Source organism: Microvirga puerhi, assembly GCF_020089865.1.
In the GTDB taxonomy this organism is placed as follows: Bacteria; Pseudomonadota; Alphaproteobacteria; order Rhizobiales; family Beijerinckiaceae; genus Microvirga; species Microvirga puerhi.
The window spans coordinates 99,825-116,508 of record NZ_JAIRBM010000008.1 but is presented as its reverse complement, the minus strand read 5'-3'; the positions used below and the strand labels follow the sequence as shown (position 1 = coordinate 116,508).

Sequence of the window (16,684 nt, the reverse complement as noted above, 5' to 3'; positions counted from 1 at the left end):
AAACGATGAGGGAGAACACGGCAACCTCAGTTGGTCGCCGGCTTCTGCGGCTTGGGCTTGGCAGCATTGCCTGCCGGAGCTGCATTTCCACCCGGCGCGGCATTCGCCTTGCCTTCACCGCTGCCGGGCACGAACAGCGCACGCACGCGGCCGCCGGGCTTGGTCTCGACATTGGCGATGCCGGTATTCAGGTCGTAGACCACCCGCTCGCCGCGGGTCACGTTGGGTCCATCGCTGAGCGCCGCATTGCCGATGAGATAGATCTTGTTGGCGACCCGGTCGAAGGACGCGTTGTCGCCCGTGGCGACCTGCGTCTTCGACACGATCGTGACGGGGCCCTTGCAGTCGATCTTCTTGATCGCGCTGTCGTCGCCTCCGGGCGCGGCGGGAGCATTGTTCTGTCCGTCCCGCTTCTGCTCATAGAGCACCGTCATCAAGGTGCAGTTCATGGTGCTTTCGCCCTGAACCGCGACCACATTGCCGGTGAAGACCGCCCGGCCTTCCTTGTCGTAGACGTCGAGCTGGTCGGCATCGATCTTGATCGGCTCCTTGCTGGCGCCGAAATTGCCGAACCCGGCCGCCCGCTCCTTCTGCGCGGGCTGGGCCGGCTGTGCGGAGGCGGCCTGGATCGCGAGCGGGGCCGAGAGAGCGAGCGCGCTCAGGAGCGCCGCGTGCTGGAGCATCATCATGGGTGGAGACTTGTCGGTTGCGCCGGCAGATTGGGCTGCCCAGCGTCAGGAGCGGAAGAATGCGTGGCGCCATCATTCGCGAAGGTGGTGCGGACACGGCCCTTGAAATGCATCACCTTGCCGTTTTCCGTCACCTCGAGCCCCGTCGCCTCGATGAGGCCGTTGCTGAGGGTCACGGTGACGGGCTCTTCGGACAGGACCCGGCCGGCTTTGAAGTCCACGAAAGCGGAACGGAGATCGACCTGCTGGCCCCCATCGGTATGGACACGGACGGCATCGCGCAGGTTCATCTGCTCCTTCTGCGTGTCGAGCACGCCGAAATCCGCCTGGAGGCGCGCGGCGCTGCCCTTCTCGTCGGTGACGATCCGGGCCCGCAGGTCCTTGAGTTCGACGAAGTTGGGCTTGCGCACGTCCTGCGTCGCCTGGCTCGCGGTCACCTCGTAAGGCCGGTTGTCGTTTCGAAAGCCGGTGAGCTTGGGGCTCTCCATGGTTACCTGGGTCCCGCTGACGCCGACCGCCTCCACCGACAGCCCCTGGATGTTCCGGAACGGGTTGAAATAGGCGAGCAGCACGACCACGCCCATGGCGAGCAACGATCCGATCGGGATGGCGATCTTCGCGAAGCGGACCCAGCGGGAATGGCGGCGCGCCTTGGAGAAGTCGCGCAGGCGCGAACGCGGCTGTGCGGCCGGTCCGGTCCCCATCGTGATGCCCTTCGCTCCTGCCACGCTCGAACGATCCTTTTCCGCCAAAAGCCGCGATGCGCCATGGCGGACGGCCGTGGCGAAGTTATGACGGGATATGAGGTTATATCCTCAGAAGTTTAAGCGCCCGTCAACTATGGGCAAAAATGTCTGTCTCGGCCCAGCCGAGCAGATCGAGCTGAGCCCGGGTCGGCAGGAACGAGAAGCATTGATGCGCGATGCCGAGGCGATTTTCGCGCTCCAGCATCCCGTCGAGCTTCTCCTTCAGAGCGTGGAGATACAAGACATCGGAAGCGGCATAGTCGAGCTGCGCCTGTGTGAGGGTCGGCGCACCCCAATCCGAGGATTGCTGCTGCTTTGAGAGTTCCACGCCGATGAGCTCCCGCGTCAGGTCCTTCAGACCGTGGCGGTCGGTATAGGTCCGCACGAGGCGGGATGCGATCTTGGTGCAGTAGACCGGGCGCGGCATCACGCCGAAGGCATGGAAGAGCACGGCAAGGTCGAAGCGGGCATAGTGGAAGATCTTGAGGACGCTCTCGTCGCTGAGAACCCGCATCAGATTCTGCGGAGCGGGGCCGTCCTTCGCGATCTGGACCACGTCGGCGCTGCCGTCGCCGGTGGAGATCTGCACGACGCAGAGCCGGTCTCGGTGGGGATTGAGGCCGAGCGTCTCGGTATCGATCGCAATGGCCGGGCCGGGCCGGTAATCGGCGGGGAGGTCGCCGCGGTGGAAGCGCGTGGTCATGAAGGGTCCCGTTTCCGAAGAAGGCAGATCTGAGCCTCTAGCCTGTTCCCGCCGCCTCATCAACGCACAAGGTCGCAGCCGCCCGATGTAACCCCATGGCGAATGCGGAACGGAGGCCAGGGACTACCGTTGACCACCCCTGACGATCCTTTTTCACGTGATGAAGGAGATCCATCATGCGTGTTACGCTTCTTACGACGGTTGCCGCGGCGGTCCTGTCCTTGAGTGTCGCGGCGGTTGCCCAGACCGGCGGCAGCACGGGCGGGACTTCGGGCGGATCATCCGGCGGCATGTCCAGCGGAGCCTCTGGCGGCACCTCCGGTGGCGCTTCAGGTTCCATGTCCGGTAGCGGTGGCGGCACGACCGTGAGGCCGCCCTCCACGACCGGGGCGACCAGTCCTTCGCCCAGTGGCACCAGCGGCACCATGGGCCAAGCACCCTCCGGATCCTCCACCGGAACCACGTCGGGCAATGCCGCGACCCGGGCTCCAAGCGGGTCCGCGAACCCTGGCGCGGCTTCGACCCAGCACAACACGGCGCCGAACACGACCGGCAGCACGAGCACAAACGTCTCCGTCACGACGGAGCAGCGCACGGAGATCGGCCACGCTTTCCAATCGGTGCGTGTGGAGCCCCTGAACAACGTCGACTTCACCGTGAGCGTCGGATCCGTCGTGCCGGCATCCGTCACCACGCTGCATACCTGCCCGAGCGACGTCGTCCGCATTCTTCACGGCCTGCCCGAATGCCGTTACGTAGTCGTGAAGGACCAGATCGTGATCGTCGAGCCGAAGACCCGCAAGATCGTAACGGTCATCGAGCGGCAGGGCTGACGATATAGCTTCTCCACGAAGCAGAATTGAGATGAAGCGGCTGCGACATGAATCGTCGCAGCCGCTTTTTCGTCATGAGCAAGAGGACCCGTATAATTCCTCTTGGACAAGAAGCATATTGCTGTCGAATGGAACGCTTTTCGCCCTTTCGTCTTTGTTATGGCGAGAGAAACTCAGGAGAGACAGCATGAAGACGCTCGTTGTTGCGTTGAGTACTGCGCTCATCGCCGTATCCGCCTTCTCCGGATCGGCGGAAGCACGCCCCGGACGCGGCCATGCCTATGGCCATTACAAGCAACATGGCTGGCATGCCTCGCGCGGATACTATGCGGCTCCGCGTTATTCTTACCGGCGCTCGAACAATGCCGCGATCGCGGCAGGCGTGACGGGAGCGATCATCGGCGGTGCCTTGGGCGCTGCGACGCAGCCCGCCTATCGCCGCCCCTATTACAGCCCCTACTACGAGGCACCGCGGCGCTATTACCGTGAGGACTATTATTACGGCTACTGACGATCACGACCCGGCGCCGATGGGCGCTGATCAGGCCGGCGTGCTACGTGCCTGCTGCGCGAGAGCGACAAGCGTGGAGCGCAGTTCGCCGGCCTCCTTGAGGGGCGTGGGAAACGGCAGGCGCAGGAATTCGTCGCCGAGCGCCAGCTGCAATCCTTCCGGATCGATCCCGATCAACCGCCACGCCCCTTCCTGCGCGTCCAGCAGGCGCGTGGCATAGAGCGCGACAGCCTCCCGGTGATCCTCGTTCATATGGGCAATCGCATCGGCCTCGCGGTCGTAGAAGTCCGGAAAGCCGTTCAGATTGGTGACCAGATCGGTCCGTTCCAGCCGATAGGCGCGGCCGAACCCGCCGTTGAGGCTGGCCGAGGCGAGATTAAGGCGCCAGAACGAGAAATCCGGAAAATCCGCGTAAAGCGCAGCCTTCGGATGCTGCTGGAGATAACGGCGACGGATCTGCTGCGTCGTCGGCACCTCCCGGTCCAGCCGCTCCGCCTGAGCGAGAAGCGTCAGTCGCGGATGCGCCAAGGGATCGCCCTTGCCGATGGCGGAGAGAAGAAGCGAGCAGCGCGGGTCTGCCGCGAGCAGCTTCGTGTGACCGGACAGCTCGGAGGTTAGGATAAGAGGCGTACCGTCGAGGTCAGTCGCGACCTGCACCAGGCTCGCGAAAGGCATGCCGGTCTCGTGCTCGTAGGTCGCAAGTGCTCCCGAGCGCGCCGTCCGCATCAGCCGTTTCGCCAGAAGGCGGGCGTCATCGTCGACCGGCAGAGTCCGATCCTTCGTCATGCCGCTTTCCCTCTCCCCTTCATTCATCGTCTCAAGCCCGTCCGCGCTGTGCCTCGCGCAAAGCCTCGAATCGGGCCAGCTGATCCGCCTTCAGACTACGATCCTCGTTGCGTCCGACGAATATCTTGAACATCACGCCGCCCTCCTCGTTCACGAACTGCACCGAGCAGGAGCGTTTCCCGAAGAATAGCCGATCGATGAAATAGATGAACCGGCAACGCTCCATACGCAAATGGCCGCTGATGGGGCTGTCGCCGTGAAGGTTGAAACTCCCGCGGCCCTGGGCGCCGGGAGGGACGCGGCCCTTGCATTCGAAGACGCCGTCGCGGGTGTGCACGATGAAGGTGATTTCGCCCCAGCCGGTCAGATCCTTCCAGATCTCCTCGAACAGGCCGCCCGGGATCCGGACCGCCGCCTCGGCGGGCAGACAATCCAGGACCGCTTGAAGCGGGGCGCCATGAGCATCGGCGATGGTTTCGAGCACGCCGTCCGGCTTCGCCGCCAGATCCTGCCGGATCAATTCTTCCACAGACCGTCGCATCAGCCTCACTCCGCCGCCCGGACGACAGGTCCGATGGTCTGAATCACCTCGAAGCCTTCGAACTCCGGATGTCCGAGGGTGAGTGGCCGGTTGTTGCCGGTGCTGGCGCGCGTATGGGACGTGCGGAACTGATCCGAGCGCGTCCAGGCCTCGAAATCAGCCTTCGATGCCCACAGAGTGTGCGAGGAATAGAGGATGTGATCCTCACGCTCCGGTCCTCGCAGCATGTGAAATTCCAAAAAGCCTTCGAGCTCGTGGAGATAGCTCTCCCGCGTGAGCCAGCGCTGCTCGAAATCCTCGGCAGCGTCTTTGAGGACCTTGAAGCGGTTCATGGCGATGAACATGACGATCTCCTTCACATGTTTTCCGGTCGCGGGTGCCGGGATTCTCGGGCCGCGTCATCTGCGGCCCGTCTGATGTCGTGGGTGCCTCCGGCAATGCATCGCCGGAGGCTCGTGGAACGCCTATCGACTGGCGAATTTCACCGTCAGGCCGAACTTGGCGGTGAGGCCGGGACTTGCGTTGCTGTTCTGGTATTGGATGTATTGCCGGTTGAAGACGTTCTGGATCGAGATGTCGCCGCTCACGCTGTCGCTGTAGCGATAGGACGCGAAGAGATCGACGAGACCGTAGCCCTTCGCCGGATTCGCGACGTTCCACTTGGTATCGTCGACGAAGGTCAGACGCGTTCCTACCGTGAGCTTGTCGTTGAGGAACCGCAATCCGAGCGTCGTGCTCAGGCGGTTCGGGGAGACCGAGTTGAGCGGTTCGTCGGTCACCTTGTTCTTGCCGTTGACGATGGACCCGGCCACGGTCACGAAGCCTCCGCCCCAGTCATAGGCCGCTTCGAGCTCTGCACCTTCCAGGCGTGCCTGGGTGATGTTCTGATACTGCTGATCCTGGATGCCGATGGCACACAATCTCGGTACGAATCGACAAACGCTGACCGGCATGCCCGGGACCACCGGGACGTTGTAGACGGGACCGACCGCGACGCTGTCGATATAGTCGTCGACCACGTTGTGGAACACGGTCGCCTTGGCGCGGAAGCTGTCGCCGTCCCGCAGGACGTTGTCGTACTGGATGTTGACGCCGCCTTCCAGATTATGGGCCACTTCCGGCCGCAGGGCGGGATTCGGCAGGATGTTGAAGATCGGGAACGGATGGGAGCCCTGGATCAGCGTCTCCGTGATGGTGGGCGCGCGATACCCTTCGGCATAGGTGCCGTAGAATTCGATTCCCTTGAACGGCTCGACGCCGATCGTGAGTTTCGGCGACACGTGAGATCCGTCCGAATTGGTCCCGCCGCCGCTCAGTTCATAGCTGTCGAAGCGCAGCGCTCCGATGGTGCGCAGCCATGGCGTGAAGCGAACCTCGTCCTGCACGAAACCGCCGAACAGGTTGCGCGTGCCGGACGGCGTGAAGGCCGCACCATAACCGCCGGCGCGGTCGCGGGTGCGCGCATCGTCCTGCGCGCCGTCGATGCCGACCGTCAGAGCATGGGTGAAGCCGTAGGTCTCGAACCGGGACGTATTGTTGAAGTCGAACCCGGCCGTATGCATGCTGTAGGACAGAGGTGCGCCCGGCAGCACACCGAGCGCGCCGTAGGTCGAGGTCGGCGTGATGACGCGCTTCTGGTCCTCGGTGGTGGTGTAGTAGCCCTTCAGGCTCAGATCGAGCCATGGCGTGTCGGGTCGGTTGAACCGATAGCCGAGCGTGAAGGTGTTCGCCGTGACGTCGTTCTTGAACCGCGTGCCGGCACCGGTGTCGCCATTGTTCGTAAAGTTGTAGTTCTGCAATAGCGCAGAACCGCTCACCGTGTGGCCGTCCGCCGGATAGAGATTGAACTTGAACAGGCCGGAGGTGAGTTCGGAATCGGAATCGCGGACCTTGATGTCGTCGCCGTCGCGATAATTGCCCGTGTTGCGGTAGAGGAACTGACCGAACACATCCGCTGCCGTGCCGACGCGCGCGCCGACCATGCTGTTGGTGAAGATGCCGGCACCGTTGGTGCCCACGCCCACCCGCTGAGTCGCGCCGTAGCGTTCATCCGGCGCAAGGATATCGTCGATCGTGCGGGTGCGAAACTGGACGACGCCGCCGATGGCGCCCGAACCATAGACGGTGGACACCGGTCCACGCGTCACGTCCACCTGGCCGATCAGTTCGGGATCAAGATAGAAGGTGCCGTTGGCGCCATGGCCGCTCACCTGATAGTCCTGCCGGGCTCCATCCACCAGCACGTTCACGCGACCGAAATCCTGAAGGCCGCGGATATTGATCGCCTGCCCCGGATCGGTCCCGGTTTCCTGCACCGCCACGCCGGGCACACCCTGCAGCACATCGGAAATGCGTGACGATTGCAGAAGATCGATCTGCCGCCGTGTCACGACGCTCGATCCGGCGAGGTCGTTGATCACCTTGTCCTCGGTCTTGCCGGACGTCACGGTGATCGTGTCGAGTTCGAGGACCTTGCCATCGCTCGGTGCGGTGGAGGCAGCGGGCGTGGTCTGAGCTTCAGCCGCGAAAGCGAAAGGCGCGCCGGCCAGCGGCGCCAGAAGAAGAAGTGCCCCATGGGATGTGGACGCGCGAAGTCCTTCGCGCAGGAACGTAATCATCCTGACGATTCCAGTCTTTAGCGATGTTTTTCTTGGTGACTGGCTGGCTCGCGCAGAAACAAATCACGCTGGCTGGCTATCCCCCTCAGCCGTCGGCCGGAGAGGGTTTGCATTCGTTATCCAAATCAAGTAACGCCGTCAATAGAGCCTTGATATCTCGTAGTTTTACGTAATTCTAAACTACGAATACATGGCACTCGCACACGTTACTTAATTTAGAACACATCAAAACTGGAGATCGCCGTGCAACACCCGCCGCCGGAGCCCAAGGGCGACAGGACGACAGCCGTGAAGGAGATCGACGTCGCGAGCCTGATCGGCAGCGAACGCGAGATCGTGCTGCTCCATCGCGGCGAGCGATACCGCCTGCGGGTCACGGCGAACGGCAAACTGATCCTTACGAAATGAAGGTGCTTCCATGACGATGCTTTCCCGTCGCGCCGTTCTCCTCGCTACGCCGTTGCTTTTCGCCGCGCCGCGCATCCGTGCCGCCGCGCCGCGCCGGATCGTCAGCATCGGCGGCGCCGTCACCGAGATCCTCTATCGCCTTGGACACGAGGCCGAGATCGTCGGGGTCGATTCCACCAGCCAATATCCGGCCGAAGCGCTCAAGACGAAGGCCAATGTGGGCTATGTCCGGGCGCTCGGGGCGGAGGGTGTGCTGTCCTTGAGCCCGACGCTGGTGCTCGCTGGCGAGGGAGCCGGCCCTCCCGACGCCCTGCACCTCATCGCGCAGGCGGGAATCCCCATCGTCCGCGTTCCCGAAGAGCCGAGCCCCGCCGGCATCGTCAAGCGGGTCGAGGTGATTGCCCAGGCCGTCGAGGAGGCCGATCGCGGCAACGCATTGGCACGAGAGATCGAACAGGATTTCGCCCTCCTGTCGAAAGAGCGAGTCCGCGTGACGCGGCCGGTCCGGGCACTCTTCGTGCTGTCGCTCCAGAACGGCCGCCCGCTCGTCGGCGGCGCTGGGACCACCGCCGATGCCGTGCTGGCCTTGGCGGGCGCCACGAACGTCGCCTCGTCCTTGACCGGCTGGAAGCCCCTGTCCGACGAGGGGCTCATCGCCGCCGCGCCGGAAGCGATCGTCATGATGCAGAACGGCCCCGGCGGCAACGCATCCGATCCCTTCGGGCTTCCGGCCTTCGCGGCAACGCCTGCCGCCACGGCGCGACGGCTCATCGTCATGGACGGTGTCTATCTTCTCGGATTCGGCCCGCGCACCCCTGCGGCCGCGCGCGATCTCATGCGGGCGCTTTATCCGGGCCAGACCGAAACATCTCGGCCATGACGGCCGCCGTCATGGAGCCCGCCGCGATGGAGGATACGGGACTGCGATCCTTGTTGCGCGCGCGAAAAGGAATCCTGCTCTCGGCTCTCGCGCTGCTGCTCGTGCTCATCAGCCTTGCAGCGCTCAGCGTCGGCGCAACCGGGATTCCGATATCGCGGGCTTTCACCATTCTGGCCGATGCGGCCACGGGCAGAAGCACTGTCGGCGGTGATGCGCTCATCATCCTCCAGGTGCGGCTGCCGCGTCTGTTCCTGGGACTGCTCGTCGGCGCCGCGCTCGCATCGTCAGGCGCGCTCATGCAGGGACTGTTCCGCAACCCGCTGGCGGATCCGGGCCTCGTCGGCGTATCGGCCGGAGCGGCGGTCGCCGCCGCCGCGACGATCACCTTGGGCGATGCGCTGCTTGCGCCCTTTATTGGCGCGCTGCCGTTCGGCGCATTGCCCGCCGGCGCCTTCGCGGGCGGATTGCTGACAACGCTCGGGCTCTATCTCGTCGCAACGCGCCAAGGCCGCACCTCCATCGCCACCATGCTGCTTGCCGGCGTCGCGTTCGGCGCGCTCTCGGGGGCCGTGATGGGCCTGTTCTCGTATCTCAGCGACGACCGACAATTGCGCGATCTCGCCTTCTGGTCTCTTGGCTCGTTGAGCGGCGCGACCTGGACGAAGGTTGCCGCGATCGTGCCGCTGATCCTGCCGAGCCTGCTCCTGATGCCATTCCTGGCGCGTGGACTGAACGCTCTGTCGCTCGGCGAAGCGGAGGCCTTTCATCTCGGCGTGCCGGTGCAGAGGGTCAAGGCTCTCGCGATCCTCCTCGTCGCCGTCGCCGTCGGAGCGTCGGTCGCTGCGGCGGGCATGATCGGCTTCGTCGGCATCGTGGTGCCGCATGTACTCCGGCTTCTCGCAGGTCCGGACCATCGCACGCTGCTTCCCGCGTCGACGCTGCTCGGAGCGACGCTGCTCGTCGGCGCCGACACGGTGGCGCGCACCATCGCAGCTCCGGCGGAACTGCCCATCGGCATCCTGACGGCCACGATCGGCGCGCCGTTCTTCCTCTGGCTTCTGCTGCGCCGTCAGGGAGGAATGGCGCTGTGACCATCATTCTCGAAGCTCGGGGACTGTCCTATCGGCGCAGCGGACGCGCACTGATCGAAGACATCGATCTCACGATTCAGGAAGGAAGCCTGACGGTCGTTCTCGGCCCCAACGGGGCCGGCAAGTCGACCCTGATGCGCCTTCTCTGCGGCGAGCTGGCGCCGACGGCGGGCACCGTCCTGCTCAACGGCGTTCCTCTCCGGAACATTCCGGCCTGGCTCCTGGCCCATAAACGCGCAGTGATGCCGCAGGCCTCGGATCTGGCCTTTCCGTTCACAGCCACCGAGGTGACCGGCCTCGGTGTCGAAGGTCTCGGCCGCGGCCTTTCGCGCGCCGACCGGCAGCGGCTTGTCTTCGAATCCCTGGAGCAGGCGGATGTGGCGCATCTTGCTCGTCGCAACTACCAGACTCTCTCAGGCGGCGAACGTCAGCGGGTGCAGTTCGCCCGCGTGCTTGCGCAGCTCAAAGCCGGATCCACCGTGGAAAAGCGACAGCTGCTCCTTCTCGACGAGCCCATCGCCAGCCTCGATCTCAAGCACCAGCTCGCGGTGCTCGCCACGGCGCGCGAACTTGTGCGCAAGGGCCTCACGGTGATCGCCGTCCTGCATGATCTCCAGCTCGCCGCCGGCATCGCCGACGACATCGTGCTCCTGCAGGACGGACATTTGGCGGCGCGCGGAACACCCGACACGGTGCTGACGCCCACACGTCTCGCGGAGGTGTTCGGCGTCATCCTCAAGGAAGACGCGCTGCCGCCGCATCCATGGGCGCTGGCAATGGCCTGAAGGCTTGTCTTACACACGCCCTCCGGCGCCGAGCAGACGCATGGCGTTGGCGGTGACCAGCACCGTCGCACCCGTGTCGGCGAGGATCGCCGGCCACAGGCCCGTGATGCCCAGAATGGTGGTCACCAGGAACACGGCCTTGAGACCGAGCGCGATGGTGATGTTCTGGCGGATATTCGCCATCGTGTCCCGCGACAGGCGCACCATGCGGGCAACGTCGAGCACACGGCCATGCAGGACGGCGGCGTCAGCAGTTTCCAGCGCCACATCCGTACCGCCGCCCATGGCGATGCCGACGTCGGCGGCGGCCAACCCAGGTGCATCGTTGATGCCGTCGCCGATCTTGGCCACCACCTGTCCCTTGGCCTGGAGTTCGCGCACGATCGCCTGCTTGTCCTGCGGCAGCAGCTCGGCCCGAGGCTCGATCCCAAGGCTCGCCGCGATAGCGCGCGCGGTGCGATGGTTGTCACCGGTCACCATCAGCGTGCCGATACCGGCCCGCTTCAACGCGTCGAGACCCTCTTTCGCATCCGGACGCGGCTCGTCGCGCATCCCGATCAGCCCCGCGATCTGATCGCCCGCGAGGAGCACGGAGACGGTCTTGCCCTCGTCGTTCATCGCGGTAATCAAAGCCGTCAGCTCGGCGTTAAGCGCCACCTTTTCGCCCACAGCCTTGGGTGAGCCGAGGAAAAGCGACAAACCTCCGACGCTGCCGGTCACGCCCTTGCCGCCGACGGCGGCGCCGTGGGCGGCCGGCGGGATCGGCACACCGGCCTCGGCAGCCTTGGCCAGAATGGCTGCAGCGAGCGGATGGCTGGAGCCTGTTTCCAGAGCCGCCGCCAGAGACAGCACATCGCGTTCGGAGCGCCCGACGGCGATCACATCCGTAACCTTGGGCTTGCCCTCGGTGAGCGTGCCGGTCTTGTCGAGGGCCGCCATGGTGATGGTGCCGAGGGTTTCCAGCACCGCACCGCCCTTCATGAGCAGGCCGCGCCGGGCCCCCGCCGCGAGACCGGCGGCGATCGCCGCCGGTGTCGAGATCACCAGGGCGCATGGACAGCCGATCAGCAGGATAGCCAATCCCTTGTAAATCCATGCGCTCCAGGACGCGCCGGCGAGCAGGGGCGGAACGACGGCCACGAGAATGCCAAGGGCAAGAACGGCGGGCGTATAATAACGCGAAAAGCGGTCGATGAAGCGCTCGGTCGGCGCCTTGCTCTCCTGCGCCTCCTCCACGAGACGCACGATGCGCGCGATGGTGTTGTCCTTGGCCGCCGCCGTGACGCGGATGCGCAGCGCACCGTCGCCGTTGATCGTTCCGGCGAAGACGATGTCGTCGACGGTCTTGCGCTTCGGCGTGCTCTCGCCGGTGACGGGAGCCTCGTCCACTGCACTCTCGCCTGAGACGATGATGCCGTCCGCCGGAACGCGGTCGCCCGGGCGGACGAGGATGATGGCATCGACAGAAAGACTCTCGGCCTGAACCTCTTCCGTCTGGCCGTTCCGCTCGAGCAGCGCGGTCTTGGGCACGAGCTTCGTCAACCCTTGAATGCTGGCCCGCGCCCGCCCCGCGGCGACACCTTCGAGAAGCTCTCCGACAAGGAACAGGAAGACCACCATTGCCGCTTCTTCGGTGGCGCCGATGATCACGGCCCCGACGGCGGCGATGGTCATCAGCATCTCGATGGAGAACGGCGTGCCGAAGCGGGCCGCCACGAGGGCCCGGCGGGCAATCGGCGCGAGGCCCACGGCCATGGCGAGGACAAAGGCCCAATGTCCGGTCTTCGGCACGAGTTGGCCGATCCCGTAGGCAGCTATGAGCGCCAAACCGCAGGCGATGGTCAGAAGACCGCGCTTGCTCTTCCACCAGGGGCCGTCGCTGGCGCCGTGATCGTGCAGATGCCCATGCAGGCCGACCGACGCCTCATCAGCATGGTCATGCGTATGCTTGTTTTCGTGCGGATGGCCATGGTTGTGATGGTGATCATGGTCGTGATCACAATTTGGGCCGTGCTCGTGGCCATGGGCATGCCCGTGATGGTCATGGGCCTGCTCATGACCATGAGACCGGTGCGCGGTGACCTTGGACGAGGATGCAGACGCATCGGCGGGGCCTTGGCCAGTCACTTTATAGCCAAGAGCGGTGATAGTCTTGGCAAGCGACGCCGGGAGGATCGTATCGTCATGAGAGACTGTCACGGTTCCCGCAGGAACGGAGACGTTCACGTCGGCGACGCCAGGGGCGCGCCGCAGAGCCGTATCGATCTTGGCCGCGCACGAGGCGCAATCCATTCCCGACACCCTGTAACGGGTGCGCCGCCCCTGCGACGGACCGGTCCCGGGCGCGTCTTGGGACAGATCGGGAAGATGGCAGGCCTCACACATCACGAACCTCTTCACATTGATTCGGCGGGAGCCTACATCCTCTAGTGACTAGAGGTTCAAGAGGATTGTTTCATGTCTCTGACGATCGGCGCGCTGTCGCGACAGGCCCAGGTGAAGGTGCCGACCATCCGCTACTACGAGCAGATCGGCCTTTTGGCCGAACCGAGCCGGACGGAAGGCCAGCAGCGGCGGTACGGACAGGACGACGTGCGCCGGCTGAACTTCATCCGCCACGCCCGCGAGCTCGGCTTCGAGGTCGAGGCCATCCGCCAGCTTCTGGACCTGACGGGCACGCCGGACCGCTCCTGCGGCGAGGTCCATGACATCACCAAGGCTCATCTTGCGGAGGTGAAGGACAAGATCGCCCGCCTGACGGCTCTGCGCGACGAGCTGGAAGCGATGGTGACCTGCGACCATCGCCGGATTTCCGAATGCCGGATCATCGAGGTCTTGGCCGATCATGGACAATGCCAGCACGCAGAGCACTGATCAGCGGCCTGCTGAAAGAACGGCAACCTTCCAAGCCGATGATTGAGCGTCTGGAAACGTCTTAGAGCAGATTCGTCGTTGCGCCGCACGCCTACGGCTGCATCTGCATCTGCATCTGTTGCTCCATGGGCATGGGCATCATGTTCTGGTTCATGTTGTCCATGATCCAGATCGATCCGACCACAATCAGAAAGACCACCAGGATGCCGAAAGCGAGCGCCAGCACGTTGTTGGTGTTGTCCGGGCCCGTCGTGATGTGAAGGAAGAACACCAGGTGCACGCCCATCTGGGCGATGGCGAGCACGATCAAAGCCACCGGAATGGCCGGCGCGTAGATGAACTCCGTACCGGCAACGATGAAGGCCGCGGCGGTGAGCACGATCGAGAAGCCAAGACCCAGATTGGCGTTGCGGACCCAATGGCCGGCGCTCTCTTCCGGCTCGTCGCCCGGGGCGTGGTCCTCCCGGTCGTCCATGGTGCCGGTATAGAGACGGGGGTCGAATTCGAGGTTGCTCATGCGACTGTCGCCATAAGGTAGACGATAGTGAAGATGCCGATCCAGACGATGTCCAGGGCGTGCCAGAACAGGTTGAAGCACATCAGCCGGTGGATGATCTCGCGGCGGAAGCCCTTGACCTGGACCTGCGCCATCATGGTGGCGAGCCAAAGGCCGCCCACGGTGACATGCAGGCCATGACAGCCCACGAGCCCGAAGAAGGCCGTCAGCATGCCGCTGCGCTGGGGCGTGAAGCCCTGATTGGCCAGCTCGAGGAATTCCAGCGCCTCCATCACGACGAAGGCCAGGCCCAACAGCCCGGTGAGCAGAAGGAAGATCTGGGTCCGCAGCACGTCCCTGAGATTGGTGGCGGCGAATGACAGGCTGCAGGTGTAGCTCGAGAGCAGGAGCGCCGCCGTCTGCCAGGCGACCCGGCGCGTATCGACGATCTCCCCGATGCTCGGTCCGCCGGCCGTCGATCCCCTCTGCACGGCGAAGGCCGCGAAGAAGCAGGCGAAAATGATGATGTCGCTGAGCAGAAAGATCCAGAAGCCGTAACCTACGATGATCCGCTTGTGGGCGGGGCCGGTCTCCCCATGCCCCGCGCCTACGATGGGCTCCCGGGGCCCATGGGCGCGATGACCGAGCCGATGAGGGTCTTCGCGGATGCGGCGGATGGCTCCCACACTGGCAGGCAGTTCCAGATCCGTCATGGCAGCGCCCCCTGCCGGGAGAGCCGGTCGAGCAGGGCTTCGCGGGCCGCACGGCGGGCACGGTCCACCCGCGCTACCTCCTCGGCTGGCACCTCGTATTCGTGAACGTCACGCCAGGCGAAGACGACGAATTCTGCGAAGGCTGCCACCAGCGCAACGCCGGCGAGCCACCAGATGTACCAGATCATCGCAAAACCGAAGACGGAGGTGAAAAAGGCCGTGAAGATGCCGACCGGACTGTGCACCGGCATCTCGATCGGCTCGTATTTCGGCTCCTCGGCCAGTTGTTGGGTCTCCACCGCACGCAGCTTGATTCCCCAATAGGCCTCCTCCCCTTCGACGTTCGGCATGACGGCGAAGTTGAAGAAGGGCGCCGGCGAGGGAGTGGCCCATTCAAGCGAACGGCCGTCCCACGGATCGCCCGTCACGTCGCGCAGCTTCTCGCGGTCGCGGATGCTGACCACGAGCTGCACGACCTGCGCGATCACACCCAGGATGAGGATTCCGACGCCAGCCACGGATACGTAGAGCCAGGGCGCCCATTCCGGAATGTTGATGTGCTGCAGGCGCCGCGTCATGCCGAGCAGGCCCAGGACGTAGAGCGGCGCGAACGTCACCCAGAAGCCGATGAAGGCGCACCAGAACGCGGCCTTGCCCCATCCTTCGTGGAGCCGGAAGCCGAAGGCTTTCGGAAACCAGAACTCCAGACCGGCGAAGACCGCAAACACCACTCCACCGATGATGACGTTGTGGAAATGCGCCACCAGGAACATCGAGTTGTGCGTCATGAAATCCGCTGGCGGCACCGCGAGCAGCACGCCGGTCAGGCCGCCGATGGTGAAGGTGAAGAGGAAGCCCATGGACCACAGCATGGGAGTTTCGAAGCGCACTCGGCCCCCATACATGGTGAAGATCCAGTTGTAGATCTTCACGCCGGTGCCGACCGCGATGATGCTCGAAGAGATGCCGAAGAACGTGTTGACCGCAGCGCCCGCCCCCATGGTGAAGAAATGGTGCAGCCACACCATCAGCGACACGATGCAGATGAACAGGGTGGCCGCCACCATGGAGCGGTAGCCGAACAGCGGCTTGCCGGAGAAGGTCGAGAAGACCTCGGAGAAGATGCCGAACGCCGGCAGGACCAGGATATAGACCTCCGGATGTCCCCAGGCCCAGACCAGGTTCACGAACATCATCGGATTGCCGCCCGCCGTATTCGTGAAGTAGTGGAAGCCCAAATACCGATCGAGAGTCAGCATGGCGAGCGTCGCGGTCAGCACCGGGAAAACGGCGACGATCAGCAGGCACGAGGCCAGTGCCGTCCAGCAGAAGACCGGCATGCGCAGATAGCTCATGCCGCGACATCGCATCTTCAGCACCGTGGTGACGATGTTGATTCCCGTGATCAGGGTGCCGACCCCTGAGATCTGCACGGCCCAGAGATAGTAATCGACGCCGACGCCGGGCGTGTAGGTCGTTTCGCTGAGCGGCGGATAGGGCAGCCAGCCGGTGCGGGCGAACTCGCCGACGAAGAGCGACACGTTGACCAAAAGGGCGCCGCTCGCGGTGAGCCAGAAGCCAACGGAATTGAAGGTCGGAAACGCCACGTCGCGGACACCGAGCTGCAGCGGCACCAGGAAGTTCATGAATCCCAGCACCAGGGGCATGGCGCCGAACAGGATCATGATCGTGCCGTGGGCGGTGAAGATCTGGTTGTAATGCTCCGGCGGCAGATATCCCGGCGCATCGATCGCTATCGCCTGCTGGGTGCGCATCATGATGGCGTCGGCAAAGCCGCGGATCAGCATCAGCACTCCCAAGAGGCAGTACATGACACCGATCCGCTTGTGGTCGACGCTCGTGATCCAGTCGTGCCAGAGATAGGGCCACCATCCCTTCACGGTGATCAGGATCAGCACGCCGAGGGCGATGAGGATGACCACGAAGGAGGTGATCAGCGGGATCGGTTCGGACAGGGGAATCGCCGACAGGCTGAGTTTTCCGAACATC

At 64.2% G+C, this 16,684-nt stretch carries 18 protein-coding genes; 7 read left to right on the top strand and 11 right to left on the bottom strand.

Annotation, left to right across the window (positions count from 1 at the left end; all coding sequences use genetic code 11):
* Positions 1-26 precede the first annotated feature (26 nt).
* The 3 genes from K9B37_RS12630 to K9B37_RS12620 form a co-directional block, all read right to left on the bottom strand.
* A complete protein-coding gene (locus tag K9B37_RS12630) occupies positions 27-689 on the bottom strand; it encodes an LptA/OstA family protein (RefSeq protein WP_224313434.1) in 663 nt (220 codons plus the stop codon).
* Positions 686-1,417 (bottom strand): LPS export ABC transporter periplasmic protein LptC, encoded by a 732-nt coding sequence (lptC, locus tag K9B37_RS12625; RefSeq protein WP_224313433.1) that lies wholly within the window; start codon positions 1,415-1,417, stop codon positions 686-688. Before lptC ends, K9B37_RS12630 begins: the two co-directional genes overlap by 4 nt.
* A 106-nt stretch (positions 1,418-1,523) precedes the next feature.
* Positions 1,524-2,138: a ribonuclease D gene (locus K9B37_RS12620; protein WP_224313432.1), complete on the bottom strand. Its 615-nt coding sequence runs from the start codon at positions 2,136-2,138 to the stop codon at positions 1,524-1,526.
* A 176-nt stretch (positions 2,139-2,314) separates the two neighbouring features.
* On the opposite strand from K9B37_RS12620, the gene K9B37_RS12615 reads away from it, so the two are divergent.
* Positions 2,315-2,971 carry a DUF1236 domain-containing protein gene (locus tag K9B37_RS12615; RefSeq protein ID WP_224313431.1) on the top strand — a complete coding sequence of 219 codons (657 nt, stop codon included), beginning with the start codon at positions 2,315-2,317 and terminating at the stop codon, positions 2,969-2,971.
* Positions 2,972-3,158: 187 nt separating this feature from the next.
* The gene (locus K9B37_RS12610; protein WP_224313430.1) at positions 3,159-3,482 is read left to right on the top strand and encodes a hypothetical protein; all 324 of its coding nucleotides are present in this window, start codon (positions 3,159-3,161) and stop codon (positions 3,480-3,482) included.
* Positions 3,483-3,512: 30 nt separating this feature from the next.
* Here K9B37_RS12610 and K9B37_RS12605 read toward each other — a convergent pair whose 3' ends face one another.
* The 4 genes from K9B37_RS12605 to K9B37_RS12590 form a co-directional block, all read right to left on the bottom strand.
* Positions 3,513-4,268, bottom strand: coding sequence for a HugZ family pyridoxamine 5'-phosphate oxidase (locus tag K9B37_RS12605; RefSeq protein WP_224313429.1), 756 nt, complete (start codon positions 4,266-4,268; stop codon positions 3,513-3,515).
* A 31-nt stretch (positions 4,269-4,299) separates the two neighbouring features.
* On the bottom strand, positions 4,300-4,809 hold the full coding sequence (gene hutX, locus K9B37_RS12600) for a heme utilization cystosolic carrier protein HutX (protein ID WP_224313428.1): 510 nt from the start codon (positions 4,807-4,809) through the stop codon (positions 4,300-4,302).
* Positions 4,810-4,814: 5 nt separating this feature from the next.
* A complete protein-coding gene (gene hmuQ, locus K9B37_RS12595) occupies positions 4,815-5,153 on the bottom strand; it encodes a heme-degrading protein HmuQ (protein WP_224313427.1) in 339 nt (112 codons plus the stop codon).
* Between the two features lie 120 nt (positions 5,154-5,273).
* Positions 5,274-7,427: a TonB-dependent hemoglobin/transferrin/lactoferrin family receptor gene (locus K9B37_RS12590; RefSeq protein ID WP_224313426.1), complete on the bottom strand. Its 2,154-nt coding sequence runs from the start codon at positions 7,425-7,427 to the stop codon at positions 5,274-5,276.
* Positions 7,428-7,670: 243 nt separating this feature from the next.
* On the opposite strand from K9B37_RS12590, the gene hemP reads away from it, so the two are divergent.
* Genes hemP through K9B37_RS12570 form a run of 4 tightly spaced genes read left to right on the top strand, consistent with a single transcriptional unit; the run spans position 7,671 to position 10,591 of the window.
* Positions 7,671-7,835 carry a hemin uptake protein HemP gene (gene hemP, locus K9B37_RS12585; protein ID WP_369414297.1) on the top strand — a complete coding sequence of 55 codons (165 nt, stop codon included), beginning with the start codon at positions 7,671-7,673 and terminating at the stop codon, positions 7,833-7,835.
* 10 nt (positions 7,836-7,845) lie between these two features.
* Complete coding sequence (locus tag K9B37_RS12580) at positions 7,846-8,715, top strand: heme/hemin ABC transporter substrate-binding protein (RefSeq protein ID WP_224313425.1); 870 nt, start codon at positions 7,846-7,848, stop codon at positions 8,713-8,715.
* A 26-nt stretch (positions 8,716-8,741) separates the two neighbouring features.
* Complete coding sequence (locus K9B37_RS12575; RefSeq protein WP_224313551.1) at positions 8,742-9,806, top strand: FecCD family ABC transporter permease; 1,065 nt, start codon at positions 8,742-8,744, stop codon at positions 9,804-9,806.
* The gene (locus tag K9B37_RS12570; RefSeq protein ID WP_224313424.1) at positions 9,803-10,591 is read left to right on the top strand and encodes a heme ABC transporter ATP-binding protein; all 789 of its coding nucleotides are present in this window, start codon (positions 9,803-9,805) and stop codon (positions 10,589-10,591) included. The genes K9B37_RS12575 and K9B37_RS12570 overlap by 4 nt, the downstream gene beginning before the upstream one ends.
* 9 nt (positions 10,592-10,600) lie before the next feature.
* Here the strand turns inward: K9B37_RS12570 and K9B37_RS12565 are convergent, their stop codons facing one another.
* Positions 10,601-12,883 (bottom strand): heavy metal translocating P-type ATPase, encoded by a 2,283-nt coding sequence (locus tag K9B37_RS12565; protein WP_224313550.1) that lies wholly within the window; start codon positions 12,881-12,883, stop codon positions 10,601-10,603.
* A 165-nt stretch (positions 12,884-13,048) separates the two neighbouring features.
* Between K9B37_RS12565 and K9B37_RS12560 the strand changes: the two genes are divergently transcribed.
* Positions 13,049-13,465: a MerR family transcriptional regulator gene (locus K9B37_RS12560; protein ID WP_224313423.1), complete on the top strand. Its 417-nt coding sequence runs from the start codon at positions 13,049-13,051 to the stop codon at positions 13,463-13,465.
* 91 nt (positions 13,466-13,556) lie between these two features.
* Here the strand turns inward: K9B37_RS12560 and cyoD are convergent, their stop codons facing one another.
* The 3 genes from cyoD to K9B37_RS12545 are packed head-to-tail and all read right to left on the bottom strand — an operon-like array spanning position 13,557 to position 16,683.
* Entirely contained in the window at positions 13,557-13,982 is a 426-nt protein-coding gene (gene cyoD, locus K9B37_RS12555; RefSeq protein WP_224313422.1) for a cytochrome o ubiquinol oxidase subunit IV, read from the bottom strand.
* Complete coding sequence (locus K9B37_RS12550) at positions 13,979-14,674, bottom strand: cytochrome c oxidase subunit 3 (RefSeq protein WP_224313421.1); 696 nt, start codon at positions 14,672-14,674, stop codon at positions 13,979-13,981. The genes cyoD and K9B37_RS12550 overlap by 4 nt, the downstream gene beginning before the upstream one ends.
* Positions 14,671-16,683: a cbb3-type cytochrome c oxidase subunit I gene (locus tag K9B37_RS12545; protein ID WP_224313420.1), complete on the bottom strand. Its 2,013-nt coding sequence runs from the start codon at positions 16,681-16,683 to the stop codon at positions 14,671-14,673. The genes K9B37_RS12550 and K9B37_RS12545 overlap by 4 nt, the downstream gene beginning before the upstream one ends.
* Position 16,684 lies beyond the last annotated feature (1 nt).